This window comes from Terrabacter sp. 05T424 (assembly GCF_056396225.1).
On record NZ_JBFTLB010000005.1, the window covers coordinates 134,552 to 151,511 of the forward strand.

The 16,960-nt window shown below is 70.8% G+C and carries 17 protein-coding genes, 1 tRNA gene and 1 other RNA gene; 8 read left to right on the top strand and 11 right to left on the bottom strand.

The genetic code is table 11. The features are described from left to right. Positions 1 to 33: 33 nt before the first annotated feature. Positions 34 to 2,670 carry an ATP-binding protein gene (locus AC1DE0_RS12820; protein ID WP_478101040.1) on the top strand — a complete coding sequence of 879 codons (2,637 nt, stop codon included), beginning with the start codon at positions 34 to 36 and terminating at the stop codon, positions 2,668 to 2,670. 164 nt (positions 2,671 to 2,834) lie between these two features. Here the strand turns inward: AC1DE0_RS12820 and AC1DE0_RS12825 are convergent, their stop codons facing one another. From AC1DE0_RS12825 to AC1DE0_RS12835, 3 genes are read right to left on the bottom strand one after another with little or no spacing between them, the layout of a single operon-like run. Next, positions 2,835 to 3,518, bottom strand: a complete 684-nt coding sequence (locus AC1DE0_RS12825; RefSeq protein ID WP_478101041.1) for a hypothetical protein — start codon at positions 3,516 to 3,518, stop codon at positions 2,835 to 2,837. Continuing rightward, entirely contained in the window at positions 3,515 to 4,192 is a 678-nt protein-coding gene (locus tag AC1DE0_RS12830) for a cytochrome b N-terminal domain-containing protein (RefSeq protein ID WP_478101042.1), read from the bottom strand. The genes AC1DE0_RS12825 and AC1DE0_RS12830 overlap by 4 nt, the downstream gene beginning before the upstream one ends. Next, positions 4,189 to 4,359: a hypothetical protein gene (locus tag AC1DE0_RS12835; protein WP_478101044.1), complete on the bottom strand. Its 171-nt coding sequence runs from the start codon at positions 4,357 to 4,359 to the stop codon at positions 4,189 to 4,191. Before AC1DE0_RS12835 ends, AC1DE0_RS12830 begins: the two co-directional genes overlap by 4 nt. 242 nt (positions 4,360 to 4,601) lie before the next feature. Here AC1DE0_RS12835 and AC1DE0_RS12840 point away from each other — a divergent pair, with 242 nt between their 5' ends. Further along, a complete protein-coding gene (locus AC1DE0_RS12840; protein ID WP_478101046.1) occupies positions 4,602 to 5,438 on the top strand; it encodes a helix-turn-helix transcriptional regulator in 837 nt (278 codons plus the stop codon). On the opposite strand, the gene AC1DE0_RS12845 is transcribed toward AC1DE0_RS12840, so the two are convergent. Continuing rightward, positions 5,439 to 7,019: a helicase HerA-like domain-containing protein gene (locus AC1DE0_RS12845; protein ID WP_478101048.1), complete on the bottom strand. Its 1,581-nt coding sequence runs from the start codon at positions 7,017 to 7,019 to the stop codon at positions 5,439 to 5,441. 51 nt (positions 7,020 to 7,070) lie between these two features. On the opposite strand from AC1DE0_RS12845, the gene AC1DE0_RS12850 reads away from it, so the two are divergent. Beyond that, entirely contained in the window at positions 7,071 to 7,367 is a 297-nt protein-coding gene (locus AC1DE0_RS12850) for a type II toxin-antitoxin system VapB family antitoxin (RefSeq protein ID WP_386054628.1), read from the top strand. A gap of 25 nt (positions 7,368 to 7,392) precedes the next feature. Further along, positions 7,393 to 7,959 (top strand): LytR C-terminal domain-containing protein, encoded by a 567-nt coding sequence (locus AC1DE0_RS12855; RefSeq protein WP_478101050.1) that lies wholly within the window; start codon positions 7,393 to 7,395, stop codon positions 7,957 to 7,959. Here AC1DE0_RS12855 and AC1DE0_RS12860 read toward each other — a convergent pair. The 3 genes from AC1DE0_RS12860 to AC1DE0_RS12870 are packed head-to-tail and all read right to left on the bottom strand — an operon-like array spanning position 7,943 to position 10,403. After that, positions 7,943 to 8,368 (bottom strand): hypothetical protein, encoded by a 426-nt coding sequence (locus tag AC1DE0_RS12860; RefSeq protein WP_478101052.1) that lies wholly within the window; start codon positions 8,366 to 8,368, stop codon positions 7,943 to 7,945. The genes AC1DE0_RS12855 and AC1DE0_RS12860 overlap by 17 nt on opposite strands. A gap of 54 nt (positions 8,369 to 8,422) precedes the next feature. Next, entirely contained in the window at positions 8,423 to 9,439 is a 1,017-nt protein-coding gene (gene argF / locus AC1DE0_RS12865; protein ID WP_478101054.1) for an ornithine carbamoyltransferase, read from the bottom strand. Between the two features lie 43 nt (positions 9,440 to 9,482). Next, positions 9,483 to 10,403, bottom strand: coding sequence for an MBL fold metallo-hydrolase (locus AC1DE0_RS12870; protein ID WP_478101056.1), 921 nt, complete (start codon positions 10,401 to 10,403; stop codon positions 9,483 to 9,485). An 85-nt stretch (positions 10,404 to 10,488) separates the two neighbouring features. Here AC1DE0_RS12870 and AC1DE0_RS12875 point away from each other — a divergent pair. From AC1DE0_RS12875 to ffs, 3 genes are all read left to right on the top strand, one after another. Beyond that, positions 10,489 to 10,576: transfer RNA gene (locus AC1DE0_RS12875), tRNA-Ser, on the top strand. A 99-nt stretch (positions 10,577 to 10,675) separates the two neighbouring features. Then, the gene (locus AC1DE0_RS12880) at positions 10,676 to 10,804 is read left to right on the top strand and encodes a hypothetical protein (RefSeq protein WP_478101058.1); all 129 of its coding nucleotides are present in this window, start codon (positions 10,676 to 10,678) and stop codon (positions 10,802 to 10,804) included. Positions 10,805 to 10,957: 153 nt separating this feature from the next. After that, positions 10,958 to 11,054: signal recognition particle sRNA small type (gene ffs, locus AC1DE0_RS12885), an RNA gene on the top strand. A 21-nt stretch (positions 11,055 to 11,075) separates the two neighbouring features. On the opposite strand, the gene AC1DE0_RS12890 is transcribed toward ffs, so the two are convergent. Next, positions 11,076 to 12,149 (bottom strand): LacI family DNA-binding transcriptional regulator, encoded by a 1,074-nt coding sequence (locus tag AC1DE0_RS12890; RefSeq protein ID WP_478101060.1) that lies wholly within the window; start codon positions 12,147 to 12,149, stop codon positions 11,076 to 11,078. 76 nt (positions 12,150 to 12,225) lie between these two features. Here AC1DE0_RS12890 and AC1DE0_RS12895 point away from each other — a divergent pair, with 76 nt between their 5' ends. Continuing rightward, a complete protein-coding gene (locus AC1DE0_RS12895; RefSeq protein WP_478101062.1) occupies positions 12,226 to 13,476 on the top strand; it encodes an MFS transporter in 1,251 nt (416 codons plus the stop codon). A gap of 139 nt (positions 13,477 to 13,615) precedes the next feature. Here the strand turns inward: AC1DE0_RS12895 and AC1DE0_RS12900 are convergent, their stop codons facing one another. From AC1DE0_RS12900 to AC1DE0_RS12910, 3 genes are read right to left on the bottom strand one after another with little or no spacing between them, the layout of a single operon-like run. Continuing rightward, positions 13,616 to 14,812 (bottom strand): GNAT family N-acetyltransferase, encoded by a 1,197-nt coding sequence (locus AC1DE0_RS12900; RefSeq protein WP_478101064.1) that lies wholly within the window; start codon positions 14,810 to 14,812, stop codon positions 13,616 to 13,618. A gap of 48 nt (positions 14,813 to 14,860) precedes the next feature. Further along, on the bottom strand, positions 14,861 to 16,258 hold the full coding sequence (locus tag AC1DE0_RS12905) for a hypothetical protein (protein WP_478101066.1): 1,398 nt from the start codon (positions 16,256 to 16,258) through the stop codon (positions 14,861 to 14,863). Next, positions 16,258 to 16,914 (bottom strand): ABC transporter ATP-binding protein, encoded by a 657-nt coding sequence (locus tag AC1DE0_RS12910; protein WP_478101068.1) that lies wholly within the window; start codon positions 16,912 to 16,914, stop codon positions 16,258 to 16,260. Before AC1DE0_RS12910 ends, AC1DE0_RS12905 begins: the two co-directional genes overlap by 1 nt. Between the last annotated feature and the right edge of the window lie 46 nt (positions 16,915 to 16,960).

Consider the following 16,960-nt stretch of genomic DNA (forward strand, 5'->3'; position numbering starts at 1 on the left):
CGCTCGAAACGCCAGAGTGAGAGGGAGACGCCCGTGCGCCAGCTGCCGTCCGGGACGGTGACGATGCTGTTCTCCGACATCGAGGGGTCGACCCGGATGCTGAGCCGTCTGGGTCGTAGGTACACGGCGGCTCTGGACGGCCACCGCGACGTCCTGCGCTCCGCGTGGTCCGCACACGGGGGAACCGAGATGGGAACCGAGGGGGACAGCTTCTTCGTGGTCTTCCCGACGGCGGAGGGGGCGGTGGGGGCGGCAGTCGAAGGCCAGCGTGGACTGGCAACTCATGCCTGGCCCGGCGACGAGCGGGTGCGCGTCCGGATGAGCCTCCACACCGGGTCACCGCAGGTCCACGACGACGACTACGTCGGGATGGACGTGCACCGCGCAGCCCGCATCGCCTCCTCGGCCCACGGAGGGCAGCTTGTCCTTTCGTCGGTCTCTGCCGAGCTTGCTCGCGACGCTCTGCCGGTCGGCGTCGGCCTGAGGGACCTCGGCTCCCACCGCCTCAAGGACATCCAGGAGCCGGAGCGGCTCTTCCAGCTGACAGTCGACGGCCTGCGGAACGACTTTCCCACCCTCCGGACCCTCGGCGCTGCGTCCCGCCTGCCCATGCCGACGACCCACCTGGTCGGACGTGGGCAGGCGGTCGCCGACGTGGTGGACCTGCTGCGGTCACCCGAGATCAGACTCGTGACCCTCACCGGGCCGGGAGGCTCGGGCAAGACGCGGCTCGCGATCGAGGTGGCGAGAACCCTCGTGGCGGCCTTTCCCGACGGGGTCTACTTCGTGCCCGTGGCGTCCGCCACCACACCAGAGGTGACGTGGTCGACGCTCGGGGACGTGCTCGAGGTGCCGCGCAGCAGCCGTCAGCCGCCGCGCCTGTTCGAGCAGGTGGGCAACCGGGCTGCGCTCTTCGTCATGGACAACCTCGAGCAGCTCAGCGAGGCCGACGCCATCGTCTCGGAGCTGTTGGCGGCAGCTCCTCTCGCTGCAGTCGTGGCGACCTCACGCCGGCCGCTGGCCATCCCGGGGGAGCACCTCTACCCGGTCCAGCCCCTCGGCCTGCCGACCGCCTCGACCGAGGCGGCCGTCAGCGAGTCCCCGGCCGTGCAGCTTTTCGTGCAGCAGGCGCAGAGCGTGCGCCCGGACTTCCGACTGACGCCGGAGAACGTCGAGGCGGTGGCTGCGATCTGCCGACGCCTGGACGGGCTCCCGCTGGCCATCGAGCTATCCGCCGCGCGAACCCGTCTGCTCGGCCCGCAGGCCCTCCTGCGTCGGATCGACACGACGCTGGACCTCGCCTCGATGAGCAGGCAAGGGCCGCCGAGGCACCGGACGCTGCGCGAGACCATCGCCTGGTCGTTCGACCTGCTCCCCGAGAGTCATCAGGAGCTCTTCCGTCGGCTGGGGGTGTTCGCGGGCGGGGCCGACCTCGAGGCGGTGACGGCGGTGGTGCTCCGCGCAGGGTCGGGCGACCGGCACGCCGAGCCCCTGGACCTTGTCGCCGACATCGTCGACGCCAGCCTCGGGATCGTGGCCGAGGCGCCCGACGGCGAGCCCCGCATCACCCTGCTCGAGACGATCCGAGCCTTCGCACTGGCGGAGCTGCGCGGCACGGGTCAGCTCGACGAAGCACGTTCCGTCCACGCCGACCACTACCTGGCGGTCGCCGAGCGGCTCAGGGTGACGCGCGACTCCGATCACCTGCTCGCCCTCGGCCAGGCGGAGGTCGAGCTCGACAACTTCCGTGAGGCCCTCGCCTGGGCGCTTCGCCACCGCGGGGGAACGGAGGCAGCCGATCTCGTGGCGTCGGCGACCGGCCTCCGGTTGGCGACGTCGCTCGGATGGCTCTGGTACACGGGTGGATACGTCATCGAGGGATGCCGTTGGCTGGGGCTCGCGCTCGAGCGCGCCGGGAGCGCGCCCTCGGGAGACCTCGCCGAGTGCCTCGGGACCTACGCCAACCTCCTCATCGCCCGGGGGGATGCCGAGCGCGGCGCAGAGTTCGCCACTCGGAGCCTGACCATGGCGCGCGTCGTCGCGGACGAGGAGCGTGAGGCTTTCGCGATGGGGATCGTCGGGACGGCGCAGCTGCACCGGGGGGAGCTCGACTCCGCACGGCAGACGTTCGAGGAGTCCCTGACGCTGCACCGGCGGATCGGCAACCCCTTCAGGCTGACCCGTGCCCTGGGCAACCTCGCCGGGGTCGAGGAGCAGCTGGGTCACTACGCACGCGCCGAGGAGCTGACCAACGAGGCGCTGGAGATCGTCAGAGCGGCCGGCGACGTGCACGAGGCAGCGGTCCAGGGCCAGAACCTCGCGAACCTGCTGGCGGCGGATGGGCGCCCAGAGGAGGCCGGCAGGCTCGCCAGGTCCCTCATCGCCCAGATCGTGCGGCTGCGCAGCCCGAACCTCACGATGGCGTTCGCCAACACGTACATGAACATCCTCATCGGCCTCGGCGACCCGGTGCATGCCGCGCGCCTGATCGGCGCCGAGGAGGCCATGAGGGACCGTCTGTCGCTGCCGAACCCCTACCAGGAGGAGGAGCGGTCCGAGGCCTGGACCGCGGTGGAGGGCCTCATCAACGCCGAGGACTGGGCGCGGGAGATCGGGGCAGGGCGGGAGTTCTCCGTGGAGGACCTGCTCCTCGAGCTCGACGACGGCTGACCCGGCGCCCTTGCGCCCGCGTGTCGGTCACCGACTCGTCAACGATCCGCCGGCCTGACGGCGTGCAGAACGCCAGATCAGACGGTGCACGCCCAGGTGCTTGGGGAGCGTGCGCAGCCCCGGGATCCACGGGATGCAGATGAAGGCGATGCTGAGCAGGACCATCAGGGTCCACACCTGAGCAGGAGCAGTGCCCTGGTGCTGTCGACCCCGAAGAAGCTCGTGCGGGTCGTGAGGAGCCCTTCGAGCGCGCCGCTCGCGGCGAGACGGACCTCGGCCTGGCCGAGCGCTGGCACCGGGCCGTAGTCACCCGCAACCACCTTGGCGGCGTCGCCGTCCGGGGCGGCCGCAAGCGCGTCCGAGTATGCCGTCGCCCATGCGGTCTGCTGGTCGGCGCCGGCGCGGTCCCATGCCTTGAGCGCCGCCACCGCGGGGGCGTCGTCGGTCAGGGTGCGCACCGGGTCGAGGACGAAGTCCTTGGCCGAGTCGATGGGTTCGGTGACGCCGGGGAGCTTCTGCAGGTTGATCGGTCCGAGCGCCTGCCCGTCGGCGTTGGTGTTGTACGGGGCGCCGTATCCGGCGCTCGTGCTCGTGCCCGCGAGCTCGGCGCTCGCCGTGGCGACGACGTCGTTCGGCGCCTTGGTCGCCCATTCCTGCAGGGTGATGGCGGGGTCGTCGGGCGAGGAGAAGACCAGTGCGGCGAGCACGGAGAGGACGGTCATCACGCCGAGCGCGATGACGAACTCCTTGACGAGGTCGTAGCGTCGGGTGGGGAAGCCGTGCGAGTCGGGCGCCCAGGTGGAGCCTCGTGTCGCGGTGCGCTCGACGGGCTTCGTCGCGGTGCTCATGGCCGCTCACCTCCCGGATCCGCTGGGGTCGTCGTGGGCTCGTCCCAGCCGATGGGCGGCACCACGCCGCGCCGGCGTACGAGGACCAGGTGGATGACGACGATGACCCCGACCACGAGGGGGAGCAGGGCGACGTGCCACAGGATCATCTGGCCGACGTTCATGACGTTGAAGTAGGCGCCGACGGCGGCTGCGTTGAGGCCGTCCTTGGCTTGTGTCGTGATCCACTGGGAGTCGAAGTTGGTCTGCATGAGGTAGCCGGTGAAGGCCGTTCCGAGCGATCCGAAGAACGCGAGCGCGCCTGTGGCCCAAGTGAGTCCGCGGTGGCCGCGCCAGGCGGCCATGAAGAACTTGCCCCAGAGGTGGATCACCATGGTCGCGAAGAAGAGCTCGACGCTCCAGAGGTGCACGGAGTTCACGAAGTGTCCGACGCTGCTCGTGTGCCACCACGTGATGCCACCCAGGGTGAGCACGAGGCCGGAGCCGATGACGACGGCGAGGCTTGCGAGGCAGGCGACGCCGAAGACGTAGATCCATGACGCGACGTAGGCCGGCTGCCGGTCGGGCAGCCACTGGCCCCTGGGCACGAGTCCCTCTATCCACGAGCTCAGCCCGGCGGACCAGCTGTCGTGCGGCCCGCGCTGCAACGGCGCCTCGGCCTGACGGGTGTTCATCGGTCGTCCCGGTGAGAACCGGGGAAGGGCAGCACGATCGCGAGCACGAAGACCACGATCATCGCAAGGATCACGATGAGGTTGGCGACCGTGATCGTGACGAAGCCCCACTGGACGACGGCCCCTGCCGGGACCGGCTGGGTGATGGCGAGAACCTGACTGGTCATGTGGAGTCTCCAGTCGCTGAAGGGTGGGTGTTCCCCTGTCACTCGTGCAGCAACTACTACGCCTTGTAAGAGTAATTCTGCGTGGCGTGCGGCGCCGGGAAATGTGACGTGCCTTCCACTGCCCCTCCCACCGACGTCCGGCCTGGCTCCGCCCCGCCCAACGGCCGAGAGAAGCGTTCTGCGAGATCGAGCCAGCCGGCATACGGCACCTCGGGCCGATGGCCACTGGCAGGATGGCCGCCATGACCACGGACGTCCCCCTCAGCGTGCGCACCCCGTCACCCCTGGGGGAGTTCCTCCGCACCCGACGCAAGCAGCTCGCACCCGAGGACGTCGGCATCAAGCGTGCCAAGGGGCGTCGGCGGGTGGGCCTGAGCCGCACCGAGGTCGCCGAGCTCGCAAACATCTCCGTCGCGTACTACGACCTCATCGAGCGTGGCCGCGACCTGCGCCCGAGCAAGAGCGTGCTCGACGGGCTCGCCCGTGCGCTCAAGCTGGGCACCGACGGACGCACCCACCTGCACGCCCTCGCGACGGGAGCTCCGTCGCGCCGGCCGCAGGCTCCCGAGGAGCTCACCGAGGAGCTCGAGGAGCTGCTCGACTCGATCGACCCCAACCCCGCGTACGTCGTCGGCGCCCGCTGGGATGTGCTCGGCGCCAACCACACCGCATGCCAGCTGTTCACCGACTGGGAGAGCAAGCGGACCAAGCGAGAGCGCAACCTGCTGTGGTTCTACTGCTGCGACCCGGCGGCGCGAAGCCTCTTCGTCGACTGGGAGCAGGAGGCCGCCGACCAGCTGGCCCTGTTCCGAGAGGCGTACGCGCGCCACCCCGACGACCCGTCGTTCAAGCGCGTGCTCGACGAGATCTTCAAGGCCAACCCGGCCACCGTCGAGTGGTGGGAGCGACACGACACCGACCCGACTCGCGGCCGCACCAAGCGGATCCGGCTCGACACCGGCCAGGTCATCCAGCTGCGTCAGCTCGTGCTGTCGGTCGCCGACGAGCCCGACATCCGCGTCATCAGCTACTTCGCCGACGTCGACGGCGACCTCGACGACATCGAGCTCGACCTCTAGTCAGCGCTTGCGCGTGCCGAAGATGCTGCGCGTGATCTCGCGTCCGATGACCGTGCCGGCCGAGCGGAGCATCGACTTGAAGGCGCTGCTGCCTGCGACCTGGGCGATGATGCTCGGCTCCTCCTTCGGCGCGCGCTGCGTCGCGGCGGGGGCCTGGGCGGGTGGCTGGGCGGGTGCCTGGGCGGGCGACGCCTGCGGCGCGGGCGCAGCCTCGAGCCGCTTGGCGAGCAGCTCGTAGGCGGACTCGCGGTCGACGACGTCGGCGTACTTGGTCTTGAGCGGCGACGCGTTGATGACGGCGTCCATGGTGGCCTGCGGCGAGGGGTCCATGAGCGAGTTCGGCGCCTTCATGCGCGTCCAGGCCACCGGGGTCGGCACGCCCTTGTCGGAGAGCACCGTGACGACGGCCTCGCCGATGCCGAGGCTCGTGAGGAGCTTCTCCATGTCGTATGCCGTGTGCGGGTAGGTCGCGATCGCCTGCTTGAGCGCCTTGGCGTCGTCAGGGGTGAAGGCGCGCAGCGCGTGCTGCACCCGGTTGCCGAGCTGAGCGAGCACGCCGGGTGGGACGTCCTTGGGCGACTGGGTGACGAAGAAGACGCCGATGCCCTTGGAGCGGATCAGCCGGACGGTCTGCTCGATCGCGTCGAGGAAGGCCTTGCTCGCGTCGTTGAAGAGCAGGTGCGCCTCGTCGAAGAAGAAGACGAGCTTCGGCTTGTCGACGTCGCCCTCCTCCGGCAGGTCGTGGAAGAGGTCGGCGAGCATCCACATGAGGAACGTCGAGAAGAGCTGGGGACGGTCCTGCACCTGCGGCAGCTCGAGGCAGGAGATGATCCCCTTGCCGTCGGGGGAGGTGCGCAGCAGGTCGCTCGTCTCGAACTCGGGCTCGCCGAAGAAGGCGCCCGCGCCCTGGTCCTCGAAGGTGATGAGGTTGCGCAGGATGACGCCCGCGGTCGCGCTCGAGAGGCCGCCGAGGTCCTTGAGGTCGGCCTTGCCCTCGTCGGACGTGAGGTGGCTGATGACCGCGCGGAGATCCTTGAGGTCGAGCAGCGCGAGGCCGTTCTTGTCGGCGTAGTGGAAGATCAGCCCGAGGCTGCTCTCCTGCGTGTCGTTGAGGCCGAGCACCTTGCTGAGCAGGGTGGGCCCGAAGCCGGTGATCGTGGCGCGGATCGAGATGCCGCTGCCCTTCCCGCCCAGCGTGTAGAACTCGGTGGGGTATGCCGTCGCGGCCCACGGCATACCGACGTCGGCCGCGCGAGCGGTGATCTTGTCGCCGCCCTCACCGGGCGTCGCGAGACCCGACAGGTCGCCCTTCATGTCGGCGAGGAAGACGGGCACACCCTGGTCGGCGAGCTGCTCGGCCATCAGCTGGAGCGTCTTCGTCTTGCCGGTGCCCGTGGCGCCCGCGACGAGGCCGTGCCGGTTGAGCACGCTGAGCGGGATCTGGACCGGTGCGTCGGCGTGGGCCGTGCCTTCGACGACCGCAGCGCCCAGCTTGAGCACCCCTCCGTCGAAGGCGTAGCCCGCCCGGATCTCGTCGATCTGGGCGGTGTCAGAGGACCCCTCGGCTGGTGTCTGCGTCACCTCCCGAACTCTAGTCGGCAAGCCCACACCTTCGATGGCTAGGCTGACCCGGTGATTTTCAAGGCCGTTGGCGACTCCCGCCCGTACCCCGACCACGGACTCGAGACGACCAAGGACTGGTCGAACGTCCCACCACGGGTGGTGCAGCTCGGTGAGCTCATCACCACGAAGAGCACCCTCGATCTGCGCAACCTCCTCGCCGACGACTCGACGTTCTACGGCGACCTCTTTCCGCACTGCGTCGAGTGGGAGGGGCAGCTGTACCTCGAGGACGGCCTGCACCGAGCATTACGCGCCGCGCTGCAGCAGAGACCTGTCCTCCACGCCCGAGTCCTCGTACTCTCCTGACACGGTCGCTCGACAACGAGCGCTGATGAGTGAGGGAGGGCGGATGCCGGACGCGACCAGGGACGCGGAACAGGACGCCGACCGCACGTACCACGTGCGCCGTCAGCGCCGATCGGCGATCGTCATCGCGCTCGTCGTGCTCAGCATGGCGGGGGCGTTCTACTACGCCTCCACCTACTTCCGCGACACGACGCCCAAGCCGGGGCCGTGCACGACCGTGCAGCCGCAGCAGGCGCTCACGCCTCGGGACGTCAGTCTCAACGTCTACAACTCGACCAACCGGGCAGGTCTGGCCAAGACCGTCGCCACCACGGCCATCGACCGCGGCTTCAAGGTCAAGGCGATCGCCAACGACCCGAAGAAGGTCGGCGTCAAGCAGGTCGCCCAGATCCGCTACGGCCCCGAGGGGGCGGCGTCGGCGCGCCTCGTCAAGGCTCACGTGCCGGGCGGCGTGCTGGTCAACGACAAGCGCAAGGGCGACACGGTCGACCTCGCCGTGGGGCAGGCGTGGAAGGCCTTCGGCAAGGAGCCGGCCCTGGCCACGCCGACCCAGACCCTGCGCCAGTGCCCGACGGTCACCGTCGAACCTTGACGCAACCCAGCCCCGAACAGCCCCCGAACCAGCCCTGAACCGTCGAGAGGCCAGTGTTCGTCGACCCTCGCACCTCGAGAGGCCAAAGTCTGTCGCAGACCTTGGCCTCTCGATGTGTGGAAGGCCGCGAACTTTGGCCTTTCGACGGTTGAATCGACGAGCCGTTCTTGATGTCGCCGACGTGGATCGTGAACGACAGGTCGGGGGTCGCGTTGATCTGGTCGACCCAGCGTGGGAAGGCGGCCACCTGCGCGTCGCCGTAGGGCACGTCGCCGATGACGGCGAAGGAGTAGTGGCCGTCCTTGCCCTGGCCGGGCGCGTCGGCGGGCGATGCGGTGGCCGCTGCGGCGGAGAGGACGACGAGCGAGGCGGCGACGGCCGCGAGGGCTGGGGTGCGCGAAAGGTGCATGACTGCCGTTATGTCGCATGGCAGGCGGCCGCCACCACCACGAACAGGTGAACGTCAGCCGTCGAGCTGCACCAGGGTGGCGACCATGAGCGCCTTGATGGTGTGCATGCGGTTCTCGGCCTGGTCGAAGACGACGGACGCATCGGACTCGAACACGTCGTCGGTCACCTCGAGCTCCTTGAGGCCGAACTGCTCGTGCACGTCCTGCCCGACCTTGGTCTCGAGGTCGTGGAAGGCGGGCAGGCAGTGCATGAACTTGACGCGCGGATTCCCTGTGGCTGCAAGCATATTCGCGTTCACCTGGTAGGGCGTGAGGAGTTCGATGCGGTCGGCCCAGACCTCCTTGGCCTCGCCCATCGACACCCACACGTCGGTGTGCACGAAGTCGACACCGCGTACGCCCTCGACGACGTCCTCGGTGAGCGTGACCCGGGCACCCGACTCGGCGGCATACCTCCGCGCGACGGCGACGACGTCGTCGGAGGGCCAGAGCGACTGCGGGGCGACGATGCGCACGTCCATCCCGAGGATCGCACCGGTGACGAGCAGCGAGTTGCCCATGTTGAACCGCGCGTCACCGACGTAGGCGTAGGCGATCTCCGCGTCCGGCTTGCCGGCGTGCTCACGCATCGTCAGGGCATCGCAGAGCGACTGCGTCGGGTGCCAGTCGTCCGTCAGTCCGTTCCACACCGGCACGCCGGCGAACGCACCGAGGGTCTCGACGACGTCGTGGCCGGCGCCCCGGTACTGGATGCCGTCGTAGAAACGCCCGAGCACGCGCGCCGTGTCCTTGGCGGACTCCTTGTGGCCGATCTGCGAGCCGCTCGGGTCGAGGTAGGTGGTGTTCGCGCCCTGGTCGGCGGCGGCCACCTCGAAGGCGCAGCGGGTGCGCGTCGAGGTCTTCTCGAAGACGAGGGCGACGTTCTTGCCCGTGAGCCGTCGCTCCTCGCGCCCCTCGCGCTTCGCGGCCTTGAGCTCGGCGGCGAGGTCGAGCAGCGCCCGGAACTCGTCGGGCGTGAGGTCGATCTCCTTGAGGAGGTTGCGGCGGTGAAGCGATGAGAGGGCGGTCATCGGCCGATGCTGTCAGGGCCGGGCCGCGTGCGGCAATCCGATCTCAGCCTGACCGGCCGAGGAGCCAGCGCGCGCGCTCGACGAGGGCGCGTGCCTGGAGCGGCACGACCACCCTCGCGCCCTCGCCGACGCAGAAGACGACGTCGTCGAACCGGTGGATGCCGGGGCGGTGGGCGACCCGGCGGAAGTCGTCGCGGACCGACCTCAGCTGCGTGACCGTCATGAAGGGCGGCGGCTCGTCGGGCTGGTAGCGCGAGCCGAGCGCGTAGTCGCGCCCGGGCCGGTTCGTCATCTCGACGTGGCAGCCCAGCACGAGGGTGGCGTCGCGCTCGTCGGCGAAGGCGACGAGGCGGTCGAGCGTGTCGAGGAGCGCGTCGGGGTCCTCGACGTAGATGCGCCCGGGATAGACGGTGTCGCCGGTGTGGAGCAGCCCCGTGGTCGGGTCGAAGACGGCGATGGACGCCGCGTGGTGGCCCGGGATGGCGAACACCTCGAGGGCGCGGTCGCCGAGGTCGAACGTGACCACCTCGGCCGGCCAGTCCGTGACGCCGAAGTACTCGCGTACTGCTGCGACGTCGTGGCCGACGACGGTCGTGTGCGGTCGGTCCGTGAACGCCGCGTCGCCGGCGACGTGGTCGCCGTGACCGTGGGTGTGCGCGACGACGAGGGCGTATGCCGGGTCGCGGGGCCGGGTGGACGCGTGGCCGTCGAGCAGCCGGTCGACGGTGCGCCGCAGCTCGGTGCCGTCGACGGCGCCGGTGTCGAGCAGGAGGGCGCGGTCCCGGCCCAGCAGCAGGAGGATGAACGGGGCCTCGTACGTGAGGTCCTTGCTCTGGCGGATGAGCACGGTGCCGGGGGCGAGCTCGTGGACCTGGAGCGGGGGGTCGTGGCGGCGCCGGGGCGAGCGGGCGCCGTGGATCCACTGGACGTCGGTGTCGAGCGGCACGCGCTCGCGGGGGGCCATGGCCGTGATTGTGCTCGGTCCGCCCGCGGCGTCGGCGACCGGACCGATTTCTTGTGTGGGGTCGGCCTCCGGTAACCTGCGCGACGGAGGATTCGCATAGTGGCCTAGTGCGCACGATTGGAAATCGTGTTGGGATAAAACCCTCGGGGGTTCAAATCCCCCATCCTCCGCCAAGGTGAAAAGCCCCGCCGCGCACAGCGTGGCGGGGCTTTCGCGTTCGCGGTCGCTCCGGCAGGCCGGTCCGAGCCAGTGGTTTGGTCCTTCGCTCACTCGTGCTCGACGAGAAGCTCGCCGAGGAACGCGCCGGCCAGCACTGGGAGCACGACCACGGCCAGGAACACGACGAGTCCGGCGATCCCGATCGCGGCTCGGTACTCCCGACGCCGTCGGGATGGTGGTGAGGGTCCGGGTGGCGTTGATCGACGGTCGACATGACGACTCCTTCGGTACTCCGACGCTCGCCGACGCCTGAGTCGCGGCACCAGAGGCCAAGGTCCTCGGCTGGAGCAGAGGGGCGGATTTCCGGCTGACGAAGGCGGCGGCATACACTCGCTGTCGGCACCCCGCGTGGTGGTACCTCTCCGAACTCCCCCAGGGCAGGAATGCAGCAAGGGTAGGAGAGCTCTTCCAGGTACGCGGGGTGTCCCTTTTCCTCGGGCGCTCGGTCTGGCGTCAGCGGGGGGCGGCCGAGGTGGTGCCCTGACGCAGCGTGACCGGCGCGGTGGCGCTGCGCGGTTGCTTGCCCTCGAGCCGGCGGCGCACGAGCCGCCCGATCATCCGCCCGCGCTCGCGGCCCTGCTGGTCCATCGTCGTGATGCGGTGCGGCAGCCACGGCAGGTCGACCCCGTCGAAGCCGGTGACGCTGAGGTCGTCGGGCACGCGCAGGCCGAGCTCCTCGGCGGCGATGATGACTCCCGCGGCGATGACGTCGGACTGGGCGACCACCGCCGTCGGCCGGACGTTCTCGGGGACGTCGAGCAGGGCGCGGCCGGCGATGATGCCGCCCTCGACCGAGGAGCCGTCGCCCGTCTGGACGACGGTCGCGTCTGGCCCGAAGACGTCCCTGAAACCGAGCAGCCGCCCGATCGAGGGGATGCCGGCGGCTCCCTCGTCCGCGAGCTCGTCGCGCACCGGACCGGGCTCACCCATGCCGGCCAGCGGCATGGCCACCGACGCGACCCGCCGGTGTCCGAGGTCGCGCACGTGACGCGAGATCTCGGCGAACGATCCGCGCTCGTCGATGCGCACCTGGGTGACGCGGTGGTCCGTCGGCACGCCGGTGCTGAACATCGGGATGCCGCGGGCGGCCAGGTGCTCGACGGCGGGGTGGTCGCCGGGGCCGCACAGGGAGAACACCAGGGCGTCGAGCGCGAGACCTGCGAGCTGGGGCACGACCGACTCCGGGTCGTCGGTGGGCTGGGCGAGCAGGAGCATGCCGGTCGGCACGCGCTCGAGCTCCTCGGCGAGCCCGTCGAGCACGGCGACCGCGAACGGGTCGCGGAAGGCCAGCTGCAGCCGACCCTCGACGAGCACTCCGACCGCGCCTGCTCGGCCCTGCCGCAGCGAGGAGCCCAGCGGGTTCGGCCCGGTGAAGCCGAGCTCGGCCGCGGCGGCCCGCACCTTCTCTCCCGTGGCTTCGGCGACCGGCCCCTTGCCGCTGAAGACGAGGGAGGCCGTCGAGACCGAGACGCCCGAGCGCTCGGCGACGTCGCGGAGCGTGGGGCGGGCTTGACCTCTGGCGACCATGGGAGGCATGCTATCGAAACGATTCGAGTCGAAACGATTCGACGTCCGCTCCCGCTGTCACTGAGAGGCTTGTTGCATGTCCGCCGCCAGCGCCCCGCCGGCCGCCACCGCCCGAACCGCCAGGACGGCCGTCTTCACCGCGTTCGCGATCAACGGCGCCGCCTTCGCAGCGTTCGCCTCGCGAGTGCCCGACCTCAAGCACGAGCTGTCGCTGTCAGCGGGTGAGCTCGGCGTCACCCTCCTCGCGATGTCCCTCGGCTCGGTCATCGGGCTGCCCATCTCCGGCTGGATCGTCCACCACCTCGGCGCCGCCCGCACCCTGCTCGGAGCCGCGCTGGTCCAGAGCGTCGGGTTCGTCGCCGTCGGGGTCGGTGTCACGGGGTTGCAGAACCGCGGCGTCGTCATGGCCGGACTCTTCCTCGTCGGCATGGGAGCCGGCGTCTTCGACGTCGGCATGAACCTCGAGGGCGCCTCGGTCGAGCGGCTCTTCGGGCGCGCCATCATGCCGCACTTCCACGCCGCGTTCAGCGGCGGCACGGTCGTCAGTGCCCTCATCGGCGCCGGCCTCTCGGCCCTGCACGTCTCCATCGGGGCACACCTCGTCGGCGTCGTGGTCATGCTCGTCGTGGTCACGCCGTGGTTCCTCAAGGCCTTCCTGTCCCGCTCGGTCGAGGTCGACGAGCACGGGGGCGAGGTCAAGCAGAAGGCTGGCATCGCCTCCGCCTGGCGCGAGCCGCGCACGTTGCTCATCGGCGTCGTCGTGCTCGCGGCGGCCTTCACCGAGGGCACGGCCAACGACTGGGTCGCCGTCGCCCTGTCGGACGGCTACGGCCTCGAGCGTTGGCTCGGTGTCGTCGGCTTCGCGGTGTTCCTCACGGCGATGACCGCGGGGCGCCTGCTCGGCACCCGCCTGCTCGACCGGCGGGGCCGCATCCCCGTGCTGCGCGTGCTGTTCGTCTCGGCCGTCGTCGGCTGTCTGCTCGTCGTCTTCGGTGGTCCGGTGCTCGCCTTCGTCGGCGCAGCGATCTGGGGCGTCGGTGCCAGCCTGGGCTTCCCAGTCGGCATGAGCGCCGCCGCCGACGACCCCGCCCGTGCAGCCGCACGCATGAGCGTCGTCTCGACGATCGGCTACACGGCGTTCCTCGCCGGGCCGCCGCTGCTCGGCTTCCTCGGCGACCACGTGGGTGTCCTGCACTCGCTGCTCGTCGTCGGCGCGATGGCCGTGGTGGCCCTGCTCGCCCTCCCGTCGGTGCGCGAGCCCGAGAACGTCGAGCGCAACAAGGTCGAGCCCCACACGGCCGAGCCCGGGCAGACCCGCCGCACCTGACACGCCACGGCACGACACGGCAGGGCACCCACACAATGTCCAGTCGAGAGAACGCTTGGGTACGCGCATCCTGATCGAGAAAGCGATCCGTCCGGTGTTCGTGAGCGGACGGATCGCTTTCTCGATGGGCTCGGGTGGGTCAGAAGTACTCGGTGAGGTAGGGCGCTGCTGCGAAGACGGCGTCGAGTGCTGCGTCACCGTCGGCGCTGCCTCCCGAGGCCAGGCCCGCCTGACGCACGCGGGACGCTGACCAGCCGCACCACAGCGCCGACAGGCCGCGCGCGCCCACGTTCAGCGGAGCAGCACCTCCCGTCGGGTCGTCGCGGGTGGCGGCGCCACGGCCTCCGGAGACCGACAGGGTCCACGTGCCGCTGTTGGCCGGCGCCTCGGGGTCGTCGACGACGAGCTGGGCCGCCACCGAGGTGGGGGCCCCGAAACCGCGACCGGCGAAGGCCGCGGCCAGGTCGATGACGCGGCCCATCCACGAGGTCTGCCGCACCTCGTTCGCCGCCAGACCGCCGAGGGCGAGCGTCAGAGGGTCGCGCGGGTCGAGGTAGGTGTGCACCGTCGGCGCCGCCGCGGAACCGGACCCGACAACGCCCCAGAGCATCGCCGCCGACTCGGGCGAGCCAGCCACCAGGTGCTCGACCGTGACGGCTGCGTCGGACAGGTCGTAGACGACGAAGCCGTCGGCCACCACGTAGCTGATCAGCTCGTCGCGCTCGAGCATGCCGCGGAACGTCTCGGCGGTCGGCACCATCGGCCCGCTGACGGCGTGCCTCACCTGCGCCTCGCGGGCGAGGTCGTGCAGCAGCTGGGCGTCGTCAGGAGTGGCCGGTCGCACGACGGACCCGCTTGTGCCAGTTGCTCGCCCGGCGCGCGAGGCGGCGAGGTCGCGGAGGAGGTGGCCGGCATACGTCGTCCTCGTCTGGGAGCCGCCGATCTCGTAGCCCGAGCGTCGGTAGAGCGTGGAGGTGGTCGGGAAGAGGCATGACACCACGTCGCCGAGCTCGCCCATCCGCTCGATGAGGGCGCGGGTGAGGGTCGTCGCGACCCCGGCCCCGCGCGCACTCGGTTCGACGTAGACGCCAGCGACGCCACCCATCCGGAGATGGCGGCCGCCCCATGCCTGCTCGTACGGGCGGATGCGTCCGGCACCGAGCACCCGGTCGGACTCGTCCACGACCGCGAGCATCCGTCCGCCCAGTGTCTCGGCCGAGACACGCCTCCACCAGTCCTCGCCGCCGATGCCGAGGGGCCCGAACGAGCGGTTGCGGATCGAGAGGACGGCGGGGAGGTCGGCGTCGACGACGTCACGGGCGCGGAGCTGGCTCATGGTCTCGAACCTAACGACCGACGACCCGGCCCGCGAACGGGTTGTCGCTCAGCTGCGGTGCAGGTAGGTGAGTCGGCGGACCCGTGAGATCGACCAGAACAGAAGGGCGTACGCGATCCAGCTCACCACCGACAGCCACGTGTAGTTGCCGGCCTTCGTCAGCACCGCGATGACCGATCCGACCACGACGACGCTCAGGGCGGGCAGGGCGTACCAGGCGACGACCATCTGGGGCCGCAGCACGAAGGTGGGGGAGCCGCGGAAGGCCGCGAACACGTTTCCCGCGACGACGAGCACCAGGACGAGCACCAGCGACAGCCCGGCGCTCACCGGCACGGGGCCGAGGGTGGCCGCGACACCGACCCAGCCACCGAGCACGAGCGCCGTCAGGACGGTAGGTGCGACGAGGTGCGCGGTGGCTTCGGTGACCTCGGTGGCGCCGAGCAGCGAGGGGGTGCCGACGTTGTCGGCCTGCAGGCGCAGCCCTTCGGACCAGGCCCCGAAGCCGAGGTAGAGGGGGAGCAGCCCGATCGTCGCCGCGATGCTGGGGGCCGCCGGCTGCGCGAACGCCCACGTCACGACCGCCCCGCCGAGCAGCGTGAGACCGAGGCCCGACAGGAAGGCGCCGGGCGTACGCCTGAGGCCGAGGACGTCGCGGCGGACCAGCACGCCGAACGGTCGACCCGAGCGCAGCCTGGCGCTGCGCCCGTGGTGCACGGGGCGCGTCAGGGCCAGCCGGGCGGTGCGCAGGTTGCCGGTCAACGCGGAGCCGGCGAGGGTCGAGGTGTTGGCCGAGTGGGCGTGCAGCGACTCGGCATGCAGCTCGCGCAAGGCGTCAGGCGCGCGCCAGAGCAGCGTGAGACTGCGGTCGGGCCCGGGCCACGAGCGCACCTGGGACCACAGCCACAGCCGGGTCGCGAGCACGCCGAGTGCCGTGCCCGCCACGGCCGACACGGCGATGGTCACCACCCCGCCGAGGTGAGCGAAGGCGAGACCGGCGCCGATCGTCAGGCCGCTGAGCGCACCGAGGAAGACCCCTCCGACGGCCGCGTAGCGCCACCAGCGACGCAGCGCCAGGGCACGGTCGAGCGGGGCCGAGAGCACGAGGTCGATCCACGGCATGGGCGGCACGACCGGACCGCGGAACCTGCCAGCGAAGACGACGGCACCGAGCAGGGCCGCCACCGACGCGACGAGCAGGGCGACGGCGACGGGCGAGCTCAGCTGCTCACCGAGGGAGCCGGCGTCTGACGTCCGGAAGACCGTCTGGATGATCGGCAGGCCGTAGACGAGGGCGCCGAGAAAGGCGACGTAGCCGGCATACAGGCCCTGCTGCCTGGCCTTGCGGGCGGCGTCGCCGCCGATGACCCAGTCGGCCTGACCCAGCAGGTCGTGGTCGTCGTAGTCCACCGTGGGGTGGTCGGCCTCGGCCGGCTCGCTCGTCATCAGCGTGCGGGGACGACGTCGACGACCCGACTGGCGAGGCTCGCGGTGAGGTCTGGGTCGTGGCAGGCCATGACGACGGTCGTGCCGTCCGACGTGCGCTCGCGGATGAGGTCGGCGACGACCTGTCGCTTCGTGGTGTCGAGCCGCTGCTCGGGCTCGTCGAGCAGCACGACGGTCGAGGGACGCGAGAAGGTCAGGGCGAGGCGGAAGAGCTGCTCCTGGCCCGACGACAGCTCGTGCGGGAAGCGGTCGTCGAGGTGGGCGATGCCGAGCCTGTCGAGCAGCGCGAGCCCGCGGGCGTCGGATGACGCCGGCTCGCCGCCCCACGTCGAGTCGATGAGGACGAGGTGGTCGATGAGGGTGAGGTCGCGGTAGGTCGTCGGGGCGCCCAGCAGGGCCGCCACCGCTGCTCGCACGGCGCGGTCGCGCTCGTCGGCGTCCCGTCCGCCGATCGTCGCGGACCCTACGGTCGGCACGAGCAGGCCACCGATGATGCGCAGGAGCGTCGTCTTGCCCGACCCGTTGGGGCCACGCAGCACGACGCACTCGCCGGGGTCGGCGCTCACGTCGGTGGGCAGCAGCAGGGTGGTCTCGTCGATCGTCTTGCCGACGCCCTCTGCCCGGACCTCGCCGCCCAGCACCGCGACCGCAGCCATCTCGCCTCCTCGGCGTCCCCGCCGAGGCTCGCTGCCCGGCTGGACG